15 protein-coding genes are annotated in these 16,425 nt (G+C 45.3%); 10 read left to right on the top strand and 5 right to left on the bottom strand.

Annotation, left to right across the window (positions count from 1 at the left end):
- Nucleotides 1-7: 7 nt before the first annotated feature.
- The 5 genes from WJR50_RS27715 to WJR50_RS27695 all read right to left on the bottom strand — a co-directional run bounded on the left by WJR50_RS27715 (nt 8) and on the right by WJR50_RS27695 (nt 5,694).
- Nucleotides 8-1,117: an efflux RND transporter periplasmic adaptor subunit gene (locus WJR50_RS27715; RefSeq protein ID WP_341296572.1), complete on the bottom strand. Its 1,110-nt coding sequence runs from the start codon at nt 1,115-1,117 to the stop codon at nt 8-10.
- Between the two features lie 547 nt (nt 1,118-1,664).
- Nucleotides 1,665-1,853 (bottom strand): hypothetical protein, encoded by a 189-nt coding sequence (locus WJR50_RS27710; RefSeq protein ID WP_341296571.1) that lies wholly within the window; start codon nt 1,851-1,853, stop codon nt 1,665-1,667.
- The gene (locus WJR50_RS27705) at nt 1,850-2,533 is read right to left on the bottom strand and encodes a NapC/NirT family cytochrome c (RefSeq protein ID WP_341296570.1); all 684 of its coding nucleotides are present in this window, start codon (nt 2,531-2,533) and stop codon (nt 1,850-1,852) included. Before WJR50_RS27705 ends, WJR50_RS27710 begins: the two co-directional genes overlap by 4 nt.
- 2 nt (nt 2,534-2,535) lie before the next feature.
- On the bottom strand, nt 2,536-4,857 hold the full coding sequence (locus WJR50_RS27700; RefSeq protein ID WP_341296569.1) for a molybdopterin oxidoreductase family protein: 2,322 nt from the start codon (nt 4,855-4,857) through the stop codon (nt 2,536-2,538).
- 225 nt (nt 4,858-5,082) lie between these two features.
- The gene (locus WJR50_RS27695; protein WP_341296568.1) at nt 5,083-5,694 is read right to left on the bottom strand and encodes a Crp/Fnr family transcriptional regulator; all 612 of its coding nucleotides are present in this window, start codon (nt 5,692-5,694) and stop codon (nt 5,083-5,085) included.
- Nucleotides 5,695-5,858: 164 nt separating this feature from the next.
- Here WJR50_RS27695 and WJR50_RS27690 point away from each other — a divergent pair, with 164 nt between their 5' ends.
- From WJR50_RS27690 to ric, 10 genes are all read left to right on the top strand, one after another.
- Nucleotides 5,859-6,386 (top strand): c-type cytochrome, encoded by a 528-nt coding sequence (locus WJR50_RS27690; protein ID WP_341296567.1) that lies wholly within the window; start codon nt 5,859-5,861, stop codon nt 6,384-6,386.
- 28 nt (nt 6,387-6,414) lie between these two features.
- On the top strand, nt 6,415-8,382 hold the full coding sequence (nosZ, locus tag WJR50_RS27685) for a Sec-dependent nitrous-oxide reductase (protein WP_341296566.1): 1,968 nt from the start codon (nt 6,415-6,417) through the stop codon (nt 8,380-8,382).
- 73 nt (nt 8,383-8,455) lie between these two features.
- Nucleotides 8,456-9,532 (top strand): nitrous oxide reductase accessory protein NosL, encoded by a 1,077-nt coding sequence (locus tag WJR50_RS27680; RefSeq protein WP_341296565.1) that lies wholly within the window; start codon nt 8,456-8,458, stop codon nt 9,530-9,532.
- Nucleotides 9,529-10,770, top strand: a complete 1,242-nt coding sequence (locus WJR50_RS27675) for a nitrous oxide reductase family maturation protein NosD (RefSeq protein WP_341296564.1) — start codon at nt 9,529-9,531, stop codon at nt 10,768-10,770. The genes WJR50_RS27680 and WJR50_RS27675 overlap by 4 nt, the downstream gene beginning before the upstream one ends.
- On the top strand, nt 10,767-11,498 hold the full coding sequence (locus WJR50_RS27670) for an ABC transporter ATP-binding protein (RefSeq protein ID WP_341296563.1): 732 nt from the start codon (nt 10,767-10,769) through the stop codon (nt 11,496-11,498). Before WJR50_RS27675 ends, WJR50_RS27670 begins: the two co-directional genes overlap by 4 nt.
- Before the next feature lie 104 nt (nt 11,499-11,602).
- Nucleotides 11,603-12,385 carry an ABC transporter permease gene (locus tag WJR50_RS27665; RefSeq protein WP_341296562.1) on the top strand — a complete coding sequence of 261 codons (783 nt, stop codon included), beginning with the start codon at nt 11,603-11,605 and terminating at the stop codon, nt 12,383-12,385.
- Between the two features lie 100 nt (nt 12,386-12,485).
- Nucleotides 12,486-13,559, top strand: coding sequence for a DUF8744 domain-containing protein (locus WJR50_RS27660; protein WP_341296561.1), 1,074 nt, complete (start codon nt 12,486-12,488; stop codon nt 13,557-13,559).
- Entirely contained in the window at nt 13,556-13,927 is a 372-nt protein-coding gene (locus WJR50_RS27655) for a group III truncated hemoglobin (RefSeq protein WP_341296560.1), read from the top strand. Before WJR50_RS27660 ends, WJR50_RS27655 begins: the two co-directional genes overlap by 4 nt.
- Nucleotides 13,928-13,930: 3 nt before the next feature.
- Complete coding sequence (locus WJR50_RS27650) at nt 13,931-15,220, top strand: hypothetical protein (protein WP_341296559.1); 1,290 nt, start codon at nt 13,931-13,933, stop codon at nt 15,218-15,220.
- A 70-nt stretch (nt 15,221-15,290) separates the two neighbouring features.
- Nucleotides 15,291-16,223, top strand: a complete 933-nt coding sequence (ric, locus tag WJR50_RS27645) for an iron-sulfur cluster repair di-iron protein (protein ID WP_341296558.1) — start codon at nt 15,291-15,293, stop codon at nt 16,221-16,223.
- Nucleotides 16,224-16,425 lie beyond the last annotated feature (202 nt).

Genomic DNA, 16,425 nt, shown 5'->3' with positions numbered 1-16,425 from the left:
TATAGGCTTATTGGGACAACTGGCTCTCAAGGTCAATAATCTCTGTGGGTTCGGAAGGCTGCTCAAATACACCATCAATTTGTACACTTACCCCATCATCCAGATCCTGTAGGCCGGAGGTAGCTACCGAGTCTCCGAGGTTTAATCCTGAGATCACCTCCACATAGCCGGGTTTTCTTCTACCCAGCCTGATTTCAGTTCTCTGAACGTAATCTTTGCTTACCTTATAAACAAACTGCCTTTCGCCGGTTTGCAGCACTGATCTCTCCGGAATAGAAGGGGAAGTACCTTTTTCAAGTGCCATTTCCACATACAGTAACATGCCAGGCTTAAGCAATTGTCTTTCGTTAGGGATCTCTGCTCTTACCCGGACAGCTCTTGAACTGGGGTCTACCCGGGTATCAATTTCAGCCACTTTGCCTTTAAATATCTGATTGGGATAAGCCTGAGAGATGGCACTTATTTCCATACCTGACCGGACCTGACCCAGGTAGATTTCCGGTACGGTAAAGTCTACCCGCATGGTGCTGAGGTCGTCAATGGTAGTGATTACGTTTTGAGGAGATACCAGTGAGCCTGCGCTGATGTTTCGCAAACCCAGGACGCCATCAAATGGCGCTCTGATGATTCTGTCTGATATTTGGGCCTGAAACTGAAGAATCTGTTGCTCGGCTACCTGCTTTTGTGTATTTCTGGCATCCAGGGCGGACACAGCTGCTGCTCCGTTTTTAACAAGACCGGTAAGGCGTTCAATCTCTCTTTCCTGCTCTTTGAGGTTGGCCTTAGCTGCGCTTAGCTGCGCGCTTTCTTCAGCATAACGAAGCACTACGATCACATCCCCTTTCTTGACCATCTGCCCATCACTAAAATTAATTTTTTCAACCACTTCAGTAACATTGGGGGTGATTTCGGCAGACTCATAGGCGAAGGTAGAGCCTACGGCTTCTACGAAGTCAGCAAATTCAGTGGCAGTAACTTCGGCAATTTTTATGGGAAGAATACTTTCCTTGACGGGTGAATTTTTTTCTTTCTCCCGATCTATAAGAGAAGGGAAAAGCAAAAGTGATAACAGGCCTGCAACCATAACACTCCCCCCAATAAAAAGCCATTTTTTCATGATAAATAATTAATTCCAGTTTTGTTAAAATTGTTTATGGCAAAGAAAAATAAGTTAAACTTTTCTTTTGCAAAATCAGGGTAAAAAGGCAGTAGTAAAATAAAACCTAACCTCTTGATCTGCACTTACTGATAGTTTTTTTGCCTATCCTGTTAGATTTTTGACATTAGATTTCCTGTCTTCAGAATCTCTAAACTTATAAGTAATATTAATAAAATATATCCTTATTGGTCTAATATCAGCAAAGGTTAGTCTAAAACATGAGCAATTCCATAATTATTTACAGAATTCGTGTTCAATCTCTTATGCCCTGTGAATGAGATAGGCTCAACTTCCTTAACAGTCTCTGTGTATTAAATAGAGAGACTTCTTTTCTCAAATTTTATACTTAGTTCCTGTTTGTCAGTCTGACAAGCAAGGGAAGTGTGGTGAAGATGCCTGCAGGTCCGGGATTTGACTAAGCATAATACTGTTTATTTAGAAGCTCATAAGCTTGTAAAAGCCTGACAAAAAGATTTTTAATACCTATCATGGATACTGAAAACTATCAGATGACCTGCTTCTTTCGCAGGTCTTTGACAATCTGTATGCTAGCCAGCACGATAGCCACCAGAAAACAAGGCTGAGCGATAAATGTAAACAGGAACATCAGGACCGGAGTTGGGCTGATCAGAAAGGGAATAGTGATCAGCAGACCTATCATTGTAAACACGCTTTCTATGAATATCTTTCTCATTGCTCTTCTTCGTAAGTTTCCATTTCTTCAATCATATTTCTCAGCCGGCTGATCTCCTCTGGCGTAGCCGACAGCATTTCGTAATCCGGGTGTCCGGGTGTGCGCCGGGAAGGTTCGGGATGTGCCCTACCATGACAGTTGACACAGCCTATGGAGCGGGTAGTGAGCATAATTTCCATTACCGGCTGATGTTCTTCTACAGCATTAAAAGTAAAAGTGCCTTCATGACAGCTCAGGCAGTTCTGACTGTTAAACTCTCCTCTATAGCGAATAGGCTCGTTGTAAGTGTCTGTTACAAAGCGCATAAGGTGGCGGTAACCATCCATCTTGGCCTTCATAGCTCCCTGAAAACCATAGTCTTTATGGCAGGCATAGCAGGCATCCTGTCTGATCCATCCGTTCTGAAAGTGGCGGGCAGCCAAAGTAGTGCTTTGCGGGTCAATCATGTCATTGCCCATAGGCGCCATCACATGGCAGGCTACACAGGCTTCAGATGCTTTAGTGCCAACAAATACATGATAGTTAGCAAAAACTACTGCCAGAATAGGAATTATAATAATACCTCCCAGGGTAAGTAACTTTACACTTCGTGTCAATTGATGACGGTGCTTGCGCAACTGATAAAAAATGATGAGTTCGGCCACCAGAATTATGATAGCAATGATATCCAGAACATCCATACTTATTGATTTCTCAAAGTTTCTACTTTACTCACTGCCACCGCTGTGGTCTTGTAATCCGGTTCTTTGGAGATAGGGTCAAAATCATCAGAGACAATGCGGTTGATCTTGAAGGTAGGGTCATAAAAAGGAGCGAAGATTACGCCCGGCGTTTCATTCTCGCTGATTTCCATTACCCCTTCCATCTCTCCGCGACTGCTATTCACACGTATTTTATCTCCACTCTGGAGCCTGAAACGTGCAGCGTCCTGCGGATGCATCCGAAAAGTACCCGGTCCGCTGGAATGTACCAGAGGTTCTATTCTGCCAGTCATGGTGCCGGTATGCCACTGGGAGATCACTCGTCCTGTAGTGAGAAAAATAGGACGCTCAGGGCTAAGCTCTTCGTTGGAAGGTACATAAGGACGAAGAAAAACGATGGCTTTGCCGTCCGGATAGCCGTAAAAAAGATGATCCACACCTTCCGGCACAAAGGGATCGCCAGGCACATAGCGGCGCACCGTACCCGGATGGTCAGTATCAGGGCAGGGCCATTGTATGCCCGGCTGCTGCTTTAGCCTTTCGTGGGTGATTCCCTCAAAATTGTATTTGCTATAGGCTGAAAAGTGACGGTACTCTTCCCAGACTTCATGAGGCGTCTTGGCACTGATAAGGTCACCATGTCCCAGACGTTCTGCCAGATCAACCAGAATCTGCAGATCGGAGCGTGATTGCGCATAGGGTTCCTGCAGCTTTTGTATGATCTGATATCTCCTTTCCGTTTGCCCGTACACGCCCTCTTTTTCTATGTATAAAGCGGCAGGTAGCAGTACATCGGCGTATTGGGCTGTCATGGTATCCTGATACACCTCAGAAACGACCATAAAGGTTTTTTCCATTCCAGACTTATACTGATCCGCATTGGGCAGACTTTGCGCCGGATTGGTACACATGTTTAGCATGACCTTCACTTTCCCTTCATTCATAGCATTGAACAGAGAAAGCGCGTCATAGCCAGGTTTGGGATTGATCGTACCCGGAGGTACGCCCCATAATTCCTCTACTTCTCTTCGGTTATCCTCCTTAGCAATCTTACGACCGTTGGGCAGCAGGTGCGCCAGTGAGCCGGTATCTCGTACGCCTCCGCAGGCATTGCTTTGCCCGGTTAACGAAAGGGGAGTAGCTCCGGGTCTTCCGATCTGTCCGGTGATCAGGTGCAGACTGTTCAGGTTATTGTTTAAAAAAGTACCCTGCACCCGCTGGTTAACGCCCATGGTCCACATAGACATGGAAGCTTTGGAGGCAGCAAACCAGAATGCCGCTTCCCGTATCTGTTTGGGAGAAATACCCAGGGTAGGGGCTACATCTTCGGGTATATAATCCTGCAGAAATTCCTTAAAGTCGTCAAAAGAAACAAACTCATTGCCATTGGAAAAATTAACATGCTGGCTGATAAATGCTTCATCCAGCAAGCCATCTTCCAGAATGGTGTACATCATGGCATTGAGCAGCAACATATCCGTACCGGGTATTACCGGCAGGTGCATATCTGCTCTTTCCGCAGTCTTGGTTTTGCGAGGATCCACCACGATAATCTTCACTGCCGGATTTACTTTTTTGCGGATCATGATGCGCTCCCAAATTGGAGGGTGGCATTCATAGGTATTGCTGCCCACCAGAAAAAAAACGTCGGCATGATCAATATCCTCATAGGCTCCGGGTGGCTCATCTTTGCCAAAAGTCTGGGTATAGCCAAAGGCCGCTGAGGCCATGCACAGGCGAGGGTTACCATCTACATTGTTGGAGCGGATGCCGGCTTTGAAAAGCTTGTTGGCAGTGTAAGACTCTTCTATCAGTAGCTGACCTGAGCCGTAGAAAGCAACACTTTCGGGGCCATACTCATCAATCGCTTCCTGAAATTTCTGTGCTACCAGACTCATCGCCTCTTCCCAGCTAGATTCTACCAACTGACCATTTTTACGGATCATAGGGGTGGTGACGCGCCCTTCCTTGTTTCTCATCAGAAAGTCTACCGTAGAGCCTTTAATACAGATCACCCCTTTATTGTGGGCTTCCTCATTGCCTCTCACCCGTACCAGGTTTTTCTCTTCGTCCAGTCCGAGCATAAGGCTGCATCCGGTGCCACAGTAGCGGCAGACCGAATTGTGCCAGGAGGCTACTGGTCCTTCATCTACTACGATCTCGGTGAGTGCCCAGCCGCCACCCGCCATAGCAGCTACCGCAGCTGCACCTCCACCCAGTTTGAGAAAAGAGCGGCGGGAAAAACGATGAATATCCTGATCATTTTCGTAAGAAGTTGGAGCTTCTTCTTTATCTTTTGCCATAGGCTATAAGGGTTAAAAAATCAGCTTTTTGTAAAAAAAATATTCTGAGCTACTAAGCTTGAAAAGCTGCCTCTGATTTAAAAGTAAGTATAATGATCGTATATCAAAAAAGTTAATCGGATTACTGCCCTGAAGAAATCAGCACTTATCCATTATCCTCCCCGTGATGAAAGAGGAGGGAGATTATTATCGTATTAATTGGAAAATAAAATACCGGAAGATTACTTATCGTCTTCTGTACACCTTACGGCGGATAATTTTTACTTTACCTTTTTCCTCCAGTGCTTTGATGCTTCGGATGACAGTCTCCACCCTCAGCCCGGTCATATCAGCGATCTGCTGCCGGGTAAGCGGCACTTCATAATACTGCTCTCCTTCATGTTCCTGCGATTCTTCATGCTTCAGATAGTCAATCAACGTCAGGATGCGGTGCTCAGGAGGATGGCTGGACATTTCCCGCATAATCATGGCCTTATACTGTAGGCGTTTGCTGAGCGTACTGGTGATCATCCAGTGGATTTCAAAGTTTTCTTTTAGCAGTTGGATGAGGTTTTCTTTGGAAAGTTTCAGCAGCACCGAATCCTCCACGGCTACGGCATTGCTGGGATAATCAAAGTCAGAAAAGAGGGGAGGCTCTCCAAAACTTTCTCCATCGTGAAAGATACCTTGCGTAAACTCCTGTCCATCAGGACTGAAGTTGACCATTTTGACGCCACCTTTTACGATTTGCCAGTAATACAGGGCTTTGTCTCCTTCCATAAAGAGCATTTCATCTTTGTGAAAACTGGTTTCACGGGCACCATATTTCTTCAGTATTTCATCATCTATCATACCCATTCTTCGCTCTTCTTTAAAAAAAATAAAGACTAAAACTGCTTTTGAATCCTGGAGGCTGTCCAATAAAACTAAAAAAAATAAGAGTTAACAGCCCTATATGATTCAAATCATAAACACTAGAGTCAATGTCCTCCTACTTTTGAAATAACAAAATAAGATTCGTTATGAAGACCATCAACAATATACCTAAGGTACTAAAATTCACCGGAAATCTGGTGCTTAGTCTGATATTCAGCGGACTACTGTTTGGCTGTGGCAGCAATGCCGGAAATGAAAATGCATCCGACTCATCTGCTCCATCTGAGCAGGCGCAGGAAAATACGGAAGAGCTGACCGAAGAACTGGTTGATCCTATGGATAATAAGGGAGTTGGCCCGGTAGATCATGTGGAACTGGGGCCGATAGACGAAGCAATGGCTGCGGAAGGAAAGGCTATTTTTGAAGAGAATTGCACAGCCTGCCACCAGCTGGAAGAGCGATACATAGGCCCGGCCATGAAAGAAGTGACTGCCCGTCGTTCTCCTGAATGGATCATGAACATGATCATGAATCCTAATGAGATGGTGCAAAAAGATCCTATCGCTAAGGCGCTGCTGGCAGAATATTTATCCCCCATGGCTAACCAGAATATCAGCCGGGAAGACGCCAGAAAGATACTGGAATACTTCCGCTCAGTAGACGAAGTGAAATAAAATAATAACCATCAAATCAGTAAATGTCATGTTATCTTTTATAAAAAAATGCGCAACAATAGCTCTGAGTGCAGCTTTTATCTTTGCCTGTACTCCTCAGGGGACAAACAACGATTCCGGAGGTGTAATGAGCGTTAGCAACGCTGCCTCCAAAGTGTACGTGGCTCCCGGAAACCACGATGAGTTTTATGCTTTTATGTCAGGTGGGTTTAGCGGACAGATCAGCGTGTACGGTTTACCTTCTGGAAGATTGTTCAGAGTAATTCCGGTTTTTTCTCAGGACCCCGAAAAAGGCTATGGCTATAATGAAGAAACCAAGCCCATGCTACAGACCTCCTATGGTTTTGTGCCCTGGGATGATGCCCACCACCCTGAACTCTCCCAAACCGATGGAGTGCCTGACGGACGCTGGATTTTCATCAACGGTAACAACACCCCCCGTATTGCCAGGGTAGATTTGAGCACCTTTGAAACTGCCGAGATCATTGAGATTCCGAACTCCGGTGGTAATCACTCTTCTCCTTTTATCACTGCTAATTCTGAATATGTGGTAGCGGGTACTCGTTTTAGCATACCCATTCCTAATGAAGATGTGGCACTGGATCAGTACAAAGAGAAATATAAAGGCTCGCTGAGCTTTATCAGCGTGGATCAGGAAAGCGGTGATATGGATGTGGCTTTTCAGGTATTGGTACCCGGCTACGACTATGACCTGGCGCATGCCGGTAAAGGCAAATCTCATGGATGGGTGTTCTTTACTACCTACAATACCGAACAAGCAGTTACCCTGAAAGAAATCGGCGCTTCACAAAACGACAAGGATTTTATTGCAGCCGTCAACTGGAAAAAAGCTGAGGAATATCTGGCACAAGGAAAGGCCAAGGAGATGCCTGCCTCTTATTATAATAACGAGTACAGTGATGAGACACATTCTGCTACTGCCACTCAGAAAAAATCTGTAAAAGTGCTGATTCCTGAAGAATGTCCCGGACTGGTATACTTCCTGCCTACTCCCAAGTCTCCTCACGGTGTAGACGTTGACCCTACTGGAGAATACATCGTGGGTAATGGTAAATTGTCAGCGGATATGTCGGTGCACTCTTTTACCAAAATGACGCAGGCGATTGAAAATGAAGATTTTGAAACTACCATTGACGGTATCCCTGTGCTCAAATACGAATCCGTACTGGATGGTATCGTAGAACAGGCTGGTCTTGGACCTTTGCATACTGAATTTGATGGCAAAGGCAATGCCTATACTTCTTTCTTCATCTCATCTGAGGTGGTGAAATGGAAGGTAGATTCCAAAGAAGTGCTGGACCGTGCGCCTACCTATTACTCCATTGGTCACCTGATGATTCCCGGTGGCGACTCACAGAAACCCTTTGGCAAATATCTGGTCGCTTTAAACAAGATCACCAAAGACCGTTATTTGCCCACTGGTCCTGAGTTAGCGCACTCTGCACAACTCTATGACATCTCAGGAGATAAAATGGAACTGCTGCTGGATTTTCCCACCATTGGAGAGCCGCACTATGCCCAGGCCATTCCTGCTGAGTTGGTGAAGCCCAGATCAGTCAAGACTTTTAAACTATCAGAAAATCATCACCCTTATGTTGCTAAAAAAGAAAGTGAAGCCAGAGTGGAGAGAGACGGAAATGAAGTGCATGTGTACATGACCTCCATTCGCAGCCACTTTGCTCCTGACAATATTGAAGGATTAGAAGTAGGCGATAAGGTTTACTTCCACCTTACCAACCTGGAACAGGACTGGGACGTGCCCCACGGCCTCAGTGTGATGGGTGCTAACAATGCTGAATTGCTGGTGATGCCCGGGCAAACAGAGACTTTGCTCTGGGAACCACAGAAACCCGGTGTATATCCATTCTACTGTACTGACTTCTGTTCGGCATTGCATCAGGAGATGCAGGGTTATGCCAGAGTTTCACCCAGAGGAAGTAGCGTAGCGCTTAACTGGAAAACAGGAAACAGATAATGTGAGCATGGCCTCCAGCCTAGGTTTTGTCCGGGCTGGAGGTCTGCTTTTCAATCCATGAGAAGCTAAAGCCATGAAAAATTTACCAAGAATATTGTTTTTGACCGGAGCTTTGAGCTTGCTCTTATTATTTGCTTTTCCTTTATGGCAGATCACGCTCTATGCTCCTCAATATCCCGATGGGATCACCATGTACATCTGGATCAACCAGATTTCAGGAAATGAAGAAGGCGTTTTACAGAATGTCAATATTCTGAACCACTATATTGGAATGAAATACATTGAGCCGGACTCCATTCCTGAGTTGCAGTACTTTCCTTTTATCGTAGTGGGTATGACTCTATTGGGTATAGGTCTTTTCTTCGTCAATAAGCGACAGGGATTTTTGACCTGGGCCCTGCTGCTCATTCTATTGGGGACGCTAGGCATTTACGATTTTTATCTTTGGATGTATGACTATGGTCATAATCTTGATCCTCAGGCACCGATTAAAATACCGGGTATGGTCTATCAGCCACCCCTCTTTGGTCAGAAAATGCTGCTGAACTTTGATGCTCACTCTTATCCTCATTGGGGAAGTCTGTTCCTGGGTTTGGCCATTGTACTGGGACTGGCAGCCAGCTGGCTGAAATGGAGAAATATCAAAAACAATAAAGTTACGAAACAATTTGCCTTCGCTATTTTGGCTCTCGTGGTGTTTTTTAGCGGATGCTCCGTAGAGCCTCAGCCTATCAGCTATGGCGAAGAGCAATGCCAGTATTGTCAGATGACTATCGTAGACCAGCGCTACGGCAGCGAGCTTGTTTCTGACAAAGGCAAGGTATTCAAGTTTGACGCCATAGAATGTATGGTCAACTTTTATAAAACCGAGCAGATAGAGCAGGAAGAGATAGCACACCATCTCGTCACCGGCTTTACTGAGCCTGGAGTACTGATCAAAGCAGAGGAGGCGTATTATCTGAAGACAGACCAGATGCCCAGCCCTATGGGATTGAACATGACTGCTTTCCGGAATAAGGAGATAGCACAGCAATTTCAGCAGGAGAATGGAGGAGAACTCTATAGCTGGGAACAACTGAATGAACAATTTGATACCTTCTGGCCATTGGCCGATCCGCAGGTACAAACTAAGCAAGAAAGTGAGGAATGAATATGAAAGCTTTGCTGAATATATGGATGCTCGCTCTATTAAGTTTAGGTGTTGTACATGCCCAAACCATCTATGTGGGTGCAGATCAACAGCATAAGTCGGTAAGTAGTGCTATTCAAATGGCCAGTGCCGGAGATACAATTGTGGTAGAAAAAGGTATTTACAAAGAAGGTAATATCATCATTGACAAACCGCTGGTACTGCTAGGTCAGGATTTTCCGGTGTTGGATGGAGAAAGCAAGAACGAGATTCTGACCATTACCGCTGACTCTGTAACAGTAAATGGATTCCGAATTCAAAATGTAGGCATCAGCTACCTCAAAGATCAGGCAGGTATCAAACTCAGCGGTAGTCGGGGAAGTACCATACGCGGCAATCAGTTGATGAACACCTTCTTTGGTGTAATGCTGGAAGAATCTTTCCAGTGTACTGTGACTGACAATGAGATTATTGGCAATGCAGAGAATGAAGCTTCTTCCGGCAATGCCATCCATCTCTGGTACTGTGACAGTATCATCATCAATAACAATATCGTCAGAAACCACCGGGATGGTATTTATCTGGAGTTTGTCAACTACAGCAGCATAGAGGAGAATGTAAGCGAAGAAAATTTGCGCTATGGACTGCACTTTATGTTTTCTAACAACGATAATTATCTGGGCAATACCTTTCGTAGCAATGGCGCAGGCGTGGCTGTCATGTTTTCCAAGCAGATCAACATGCAGCACAATGTCTTTGAAAAAAACTGGGGAAGTGCCTCCTACGGGCTGCTGCTCAAAGAGATTTTTGACAGCCAGATCACCCACAATGAATTTATTGAAAATACCAGTGGCATCTATGCCGAAGGGGCCAATCGCTGTCAGATCAGCCACAACAATTTCAGGAGCAACGGATGGGCACTACGCATCTCCGGCAGTTCTGATAGCAATGTATTCACAAAGAACAACTTTCTGTCCAACACTTTTGATCTGTCTACCAACAGTCAGCACAACTACAACACTTACGAGAGTAACTACTGGAGCGAATACAGCGGCTATGACCTGGATAAAGATGGAGTAGGTGATGTACCCTACCATCCGGTCAAACTGTTTTCCTATGTCATCAACCGGGTGCAGCCTTCTATCATTCTGTTGCGGAGTCTTTTCATAGACATCATCAATTTTGCCGAAAAAGTGGCTCCGGCCATTACCCCGCAAAACCTGGTAGATCCTTCACCTTTAATGAAACCCGTATCATGATTACGATCAATAAATTATATAAATCCTTCGGGTCTAATCAGGTACTCAAAGGGGTAGACCTGGATATTAGTTCGGGAGGTATTTTTGCTATACTTGGTCCCAATGGATCTGGCAAAACTACCCTCATCAAAAGCCTGCTTGGGCTGGTTATTCCCGATAAAGGAGATATCCAGATAGACGGGAAGCTCATCAAAAAGCAGTGGCTATACCGTCAGCAGATTGCTTACCTGCCGCAGATTGCCCGCTTTCCTGAAAACCTCAAAGTGCAGGAACTCATCCGCATGGTCAAAGACATACGGCAGCAGGAAGCTGTCAATGAAGCAGAGATAATTGGAGCTTTTGAGCTGGAAGATTTTCTGGACAAAAAACTGCGCGCTCTCTCCGGTGGAACCCGGCAGAAGGTCAATATCCTGCTCAGCCTGATGTTTGACAATCCCATCATCATCCTGGATGAACCAACTGTAGGGCTTGATCCGGTGGCGATGATTAGGTTAAAAGAGATGATCCTCAGAGAAAGAGCTGCCGGCAAAACCATCATTCTGACTACCCACATCATGAGTCTGGTAGAAAACCTGGCGGATGAGATTGTCTTTCTGCTGGAGGGACACATCCACTTCAGGGGCAGCCTGCAGGAATTGGTAAGGCAAAGCGGAGAGGTAGATCTGGAACACGCTATCGCTCAGATGCTGCTCAAAAAAAAAGAAAGCATATTGATGATGAATGATTGAACTACTCAACTCAATTCCAAAACTGTACGAACACGATTAATCGTGTTCGTCCTGAATGATCAACATTTCAATTTGGAATCTGTAATTTTAAATTTACAATTACCATGTTAAAAATATTCAAATTCACCTTCTTTGACCTGATGCGGAGCCGCTGGAGCATCATCTATTTTCTGTTCTATCTGCTCTGCGCTACAGGTCTGCTGTACTTCAGCAATGACTTATCTAAAGCCATCATCAGCCTGATGAACATCATCATCGTGCTGAGTCCGCTGGTGAGCATTATGTTTGGCGTTATATATTACTACAGCAGCCGGGAGTTTGTAGAACTTCTGCTGGCGCAACCTATTCGTCGTACGTCTATCTTCACCGGGCAGTATCTGGGCCTGGCACTTTCTCTTTCCCTCAGCCTGCTGCTGGGCCTGGGACTTCCATTTCTATTATATGGAATCTTTGTGTCTGCACAGATATGGAATTTCTTCACCCTGGTGCTTATTGGCATCATGCTTACTTTTATTTTCACTGCACTTGCCTTCTGGATTGCGCTGAAAAATGAAAACAGGGTGAGAGGATTCGGACTGGCGCTGCTCGTTTGGCTGTTTATGGGTATAATATATGACGGTATTTTACTTTTGTTGCTGTTGGCTTTTGAAGATTATCCTATAGAAAAATTCGCCATTGCTTTCACTGTTCTCAACCCCGTAGACCTATCCCGCATTCTGATGATGCTCAAGCTGGATATATCTGCCCTGTTGGGCTATACCGGAGCGGTTTTCAATAAATTCTTCGGTACCTCACTGGGAATGCTGACTGCCTTCTTTTTCTGCCTGCTCTGGATGTTGATTCCGCTCTGGGCGGTGAAAAGAACAGCAGAACGACGGGATTTTTGAGCAATATGACTGAAATCATAAATGAATAAAGCTGGCTGTACTAGTTTTGAAGAAAGCGTTGAACAGGATTAAAAATTGCCAGTTCCAAACAAATGCAGTCATGAAAAACCCCCATTTTGTTTTGCCTCTGGTCGCTTTGGCATTGCTTACGGCCACTACCGCAGGCTGGCTGAGACTGGGTTGGAACATCCCTGTTTCCGTCAATGCCGGTGAGCACGGCGCCATGATGGTAGGCAGCTTTCTGGGTACGCTGATCAGTCTGGAAAGGGCCGTAGTGATCAAAAAACGCTGGGCTTATCTGGCCTCTTTGCTGGCAGGCGTCAGCACCTTTTTCTTTCTGGCACATTTGAGCATAGTCGCTTATGTACTGTTATCTGCTGCAAGTCTGGTCTATGCCATTATGCTTTACTACTTGTACCTGCGGCATGCGGAAACACATATGCTGATGATGATCGGTGGAGCTTTGTGCTGGCTGATAGGCAATCTGATTTTGCTCAAGTATCAGTTGTACCCATTGGCAGTAAGCTGGTGGATCGGCTTTCTACTCTTTACCATTGCCGGAGAACGACTGGAGCTGAGCCGTTTTCTGCCCAGCAATCCTTTCAAGCGTATCAGTTTTATTTGTGCCATGAGCCTTTTTTTATTGGGGCTGGTGTTACCTTTTCATGGTATGGGCAGAATGATCTTTGGTAGCGGACTGATTTTCACAGGAATCTGGCTGTACCGCTTTGACATAGCCCGCATCACCATCAAAAAAGAAGGACTTACCCGCTTTGTAGCAGCAGCACTGCTCTGCGGCTATTTCTGGCTGCTGCTCTGCGGCACATTGAGCCTGCTGAGCGATTTTTACTACGATGCAGTCTTGCACAGCTTCTTTATTGGCTTCGTCTTTTCCATGATCTTTGCCCACGGACCTATCATCCTGCCGGGAGTCCTGAAGCTCAAAGCGAAACCCTATCATCCGCTACTGTACTTTTGGCTGGCAGGATTACAAATTACGCTTGGGTTGAGAATCATAGGAAGCATGGCTGATCTTTCTATTCTGCACCGATGGAGTGGTATGTTCAATGGCCTCATTATTTTCGCTTACCTGATCAGTATAGGAACTATTGCTGTTCGTCAAAACCTTAAAAACAAGGCAGCTTCTCAGTTGTCAAAAAAGATATTTTCATGAAAGATATACAGGATAAAGCCGACATCCGCCTGCTGGTAGATGAATTCTACCAAAAAGTAAATCAGGATGAATTGCTGTCACCTATTTTTAATCATGTGGCAGAGGTCAACTGGGAAACGCATCTACCAAAAATGTACAGCTTCTGGGCAAAGCTGCTGTTGGGAGAAAACGAGTACAAAGGCAGCCCTTTTGACAAACACCTGCCTCTTCCCATAGAAGGTGAACATTTTGACCGGTGGATACGCCTATTTATGCAGACGCTGGATGAGCATTTTGCCGGCCGCAAAGCGGAAGAAGCACGGTTGAAAGCCCAAAGCATCGCCGATATCTTCAGCTTCAAGATGAAAACCCTCAAAACCATTTCTTAAGCCATGCCATCCACTCAGGCCATAGAAAAAGCGGATGTAGATAGAAGTAAGATACTGTTCAAAAGATGGGCCTGGGTTTCTCTACTTTTTCTCTTTATCGTAGCGGTGCTGGGTGTATTTCTGCGTTCTTTTTACCTCAGCCCTGTGCCGGGGCTTAATTATAAATTCTGGTTGCATGGCCATTCTCATGTGGCTTTTCTGGGCTGGATTTTCAATGCTTTATATGTGGCGCTGGTAGCAGCTTATGTGCAGAAAGAACGCTTAAACTCTTTTGACCGGCTCTTCTGGGCCTTTCAGCTTACGGTTTTGGGTATGCTGATCCTTTTTCCATTACAAGGCTATGCCGCAGGCAGCATCATTGTCTCTACCCTGCATATCTTTTTGTCTTACTTTTTTGCCTGGAGGTTTTTGAAAGACAGAAGAAAAGACACTCAGCCGGGGGACAGGCACCGCTTTTCATTCGTGATCGTCCGCTTTGCTATTGCCTTGATGCTGATTTCTTCTATTGGGCCTTTTGCCCTGGGACCTATCATGGCCAATGGTTTATCGGCTACCCACTGGTATCCTCTGGCGATTTACTTTTATCTACATTTCCAGTACAATGGCTGGTTTCTCTTCGCCATCATGGGCCTCTTTTTTTTCTGGCTGGAGAAAAATAATATCGCCTACTCAAAAAGGGATGGCAATGCATTCTTTTGGCTCAATGCTTTGGCTGCCGTACCTGCTTACGCTTCTTCCGTATTGTGGACACAGCCACCTGTCTGGCTCTATGTGTTGGCTGGCTTAGCAGCATTTGCACAACTCTTTAGCCTTTACTTTCTTTTTCGCATCCTGAGTGTAGTACGTCAGCAGTGGATAAATAGATTGGGTAAAATGGTAGCCTTGCTTTGGCTGCTGGTGTTGATGTCGCTGGTGGTAAAGAATATTTTACAATTAGCCGAAGCTTTACCTTTTGTAGCGGATCTGGCCTACCGCCAAAGAAACCTGGTCATTGCTTATCTGCATCTGAACTTTATTGGCATCACCACCTTCTTTTTGCTGGGCTGGTTTGTACAGCAGAGATGGCTTGACCTTTCTACAGGTAGGCAGCAGACCGGCATGTGGGTATTTATAATGGGTTTTATCCTGAGTGAACTGGCGCTGGTACTACAGGTATTATTCCATGTCAATGGCCTGCCCGGAGTCACTCATTATTTTTCACTGCTCTTCTACCTGAGCCTTATCATGCCCATCGGGCTTGGCTTAGTATGCATCACACAGCGACAAAAGAAAGTTTTTTCTGAGTCAATGTGATTAAGATCATAAACCCCTGGTCTTCACTTCCTTTATCTTTAGCACATTATTAATTCATAACTTTAAGAAAATGAGCACGATAGACGTAAGAGAAATCGCCCCTAAGGATAAGCATCAATTCATTTTTGAAACTTTTGACAAGCTTTCCGAAGGTGAAAGCCTGATTCTTGTCAATGACCATGATCCCAAGCCGCTGTTTTATCAGTTTCAGGAAGAGCGTCCCGGACAGTTACAGTGGAAAGTGCTTGAGGCTGGTCCGGAGATTTGGCGGGTACAAATCGCTAAGCAGCCTTCTTCAGTCAGCGTAGGAGAGGTCGTAAATCAGTATCCTCAGGCCGCTGCTGTATTTAACAGGCTGAAAATAGACTACTGCTGTCAGGGCAAAAGGAGCTTTGATGCTGCCTGCCGGGAAGCCGGGGTAGATCCCGAAGAGGTGAACAAAGCCATCCGGCAAGTTCAGCCCGAAAAGCAAAATCTGAGAGTCAATGACTGGTCACTTTCAATGCTTTGCGACTTCATCGTCAATAACCACCATGCGTATATCCGGAAGAAAGGGCCGGAAGTTCACCTGCTGGCAGAGAAAGTGAGTAAAGTGCATGGAAAGCAACATCCTGAGCTGATTGATATCTACCACGACTTTATTGAGTTGCATGAAGAGTTGCTACAGCATACCCGCAAGGAAGAAGAAAAGCTGTTTCCACTGATCAAAGCATTGGATCAACAAGCCCTCAACATTACTGAAGCTGAAATTGATAATCTACTAAAAGAACTCAATGAGGAGCACGAAGATGCCGGTGATGAGATGAAAAGAATTCGTAGTCTGACAAATGACTATGAAACACCCGATGATGCCTGCCAATCCTACAAAATGTTATATCAGGAACTGGCGGAGTTTGAAGAAGACCTGTACGCTCATGTGCATTTGGAAAATAACATCCTCTTTCCCAAGTTCATTCAGCAGCTTCAAATGAGCCTGCCTAATGCGTCCAGTCTGCACCGCTAGGCATTTTTTTACATCTTGACAACCTGTTTTTCTAATCATGAAGTACAAAAAGCTATGAATCAGTTTTGTTGTGGTGATGGTAGGTTCATTTGCCGTATTAGATTATTATGGTTTTGAAATCTACCGTGCAGTCCCTCACAACCCACGCTCAAATACTTCCGGGTAGTGATTAGGCTGATCTGTAAAGGGCGAAATTGACCTT

This window comes from Catalinimonas locisalis, assembly GCF_038039535.1.
GTDB lineage: Bacteria > Bacteroidota > Bacteroidia > Cytophagales > Cyclobacteriaceae > Catalinimonas.
The sequence above is the reverse complement of the archived record's forward strand: the minus strand, read 5'-3'. Positions and strand labels throughout refer to the sequence as shown.

Excerpts from the sequence above, each read along its gene's own strand:
- WJR50_RS27715 (WP_341296572.1), bottom strand. The coding sequence starts at position 1,117 with ATGAAAAAATGGCTTTTTATTGGGGGGAGTGTTATGGTTGCAGGCCTG.
- WJR50_RS27710 (WP_341296571.1), bottom strand. The coding sequence starts at position 1,853 with ATGAGAAAGATATTCATAGAAAGCGTGTTTACAATGATAGGTCTGCTG.
- WJR50_RS27705 (WP_341296570.1), bottom strand. The coding sequence starts at position 2,533 with ATGGATGTTCTGGATATCATTGCTATCATAATTCTGGTGGCCGAACTC.
- WJR50_RS27700 (WP_341296569.1), bottom strand. The coding sequence starts at position 4,857 with ATGGCAAAAGATAAAGAAGAAGCTCCAACTTCTTACGAAAATGATCAG.
- WJR50_RS27695 (WP_341296568.1), bottom strand. The coding sequence starts at position 5,694 with ATGGGTATGATAGATGATGAAATACTGAAGAAATATGGTGCCCGTGAA.
- WJR50_RS27690 (WP_341296567.1), top strand. The coding sequence starts at position 5,859 with ATGAAGACCATCAACAATATACCTAAGGTACTAAAATTCACCGGAAAT.
- nosZ (WP_341296566.1), top strand. The coding sequence starts at position 6,415 with ATGTTATCTTTTATAAAAAAATGCGCAACAATAGCTCTGAGTGCAGCT.
- WJR50_RS27680 (WP_341296565.1), top strand. The coding sequence starts at position 8,456 with ATGAAAAATTTACCAAGAATATTGTTTTTGACCGGAGCTTTGAGCTTG.
- WJR50_RS27675 (WP_341296564.1), top strand. The coding sequence starts at position 9,529 with ATGAATATGAAAGCTTTGCTGAATATATGGATGCTCGCTCTATTAAGT.
- WJR50_RS27670 (WP_341296563.1), top strand. The coding sequence starts at position 10,767 with ATGATTACGATCAATAAATTATATAAATCCTTCGGGTCTAATCAGGTA.
- WJR50_RS27665 (WP_341296562.1), top strand. The coding sequence starts at position 11,603 with ATGTTAAAAATATTCAAATTCACCTTCTTTGACCTGATGCGGAGCCGC.
- WJR50_RS27660 (WP_341296561.1), top strand. The coding sequence starts at position 12,486 with ATGAAAAACCCCCATTTTGTTTTGCCTCTGGTCGCTTTGGCATTGCTT.
- WJR50_RS27655 (WP_341296560.1), top strand. The coding sequence starts at position 13,556 with ATGAAAGATATACAGGATAAAGCCGACATCCGCCTGCTGGTAGATGAA.
- WJR50_RS27650 (WP_341296559.1), top strand. The coding sequence starts at position 13,931 with ATGCCATCCACTCAGGCCATAGAAAAAGCGGATGTAGATAGAAGTAAG.
- ric (WP_341296558.1), top strand. The coding sequence starts at position 15,291 with ATGAGCACGATAGACGTAAGAGAAATCGCCCCTAAGGATAAGCATCAA.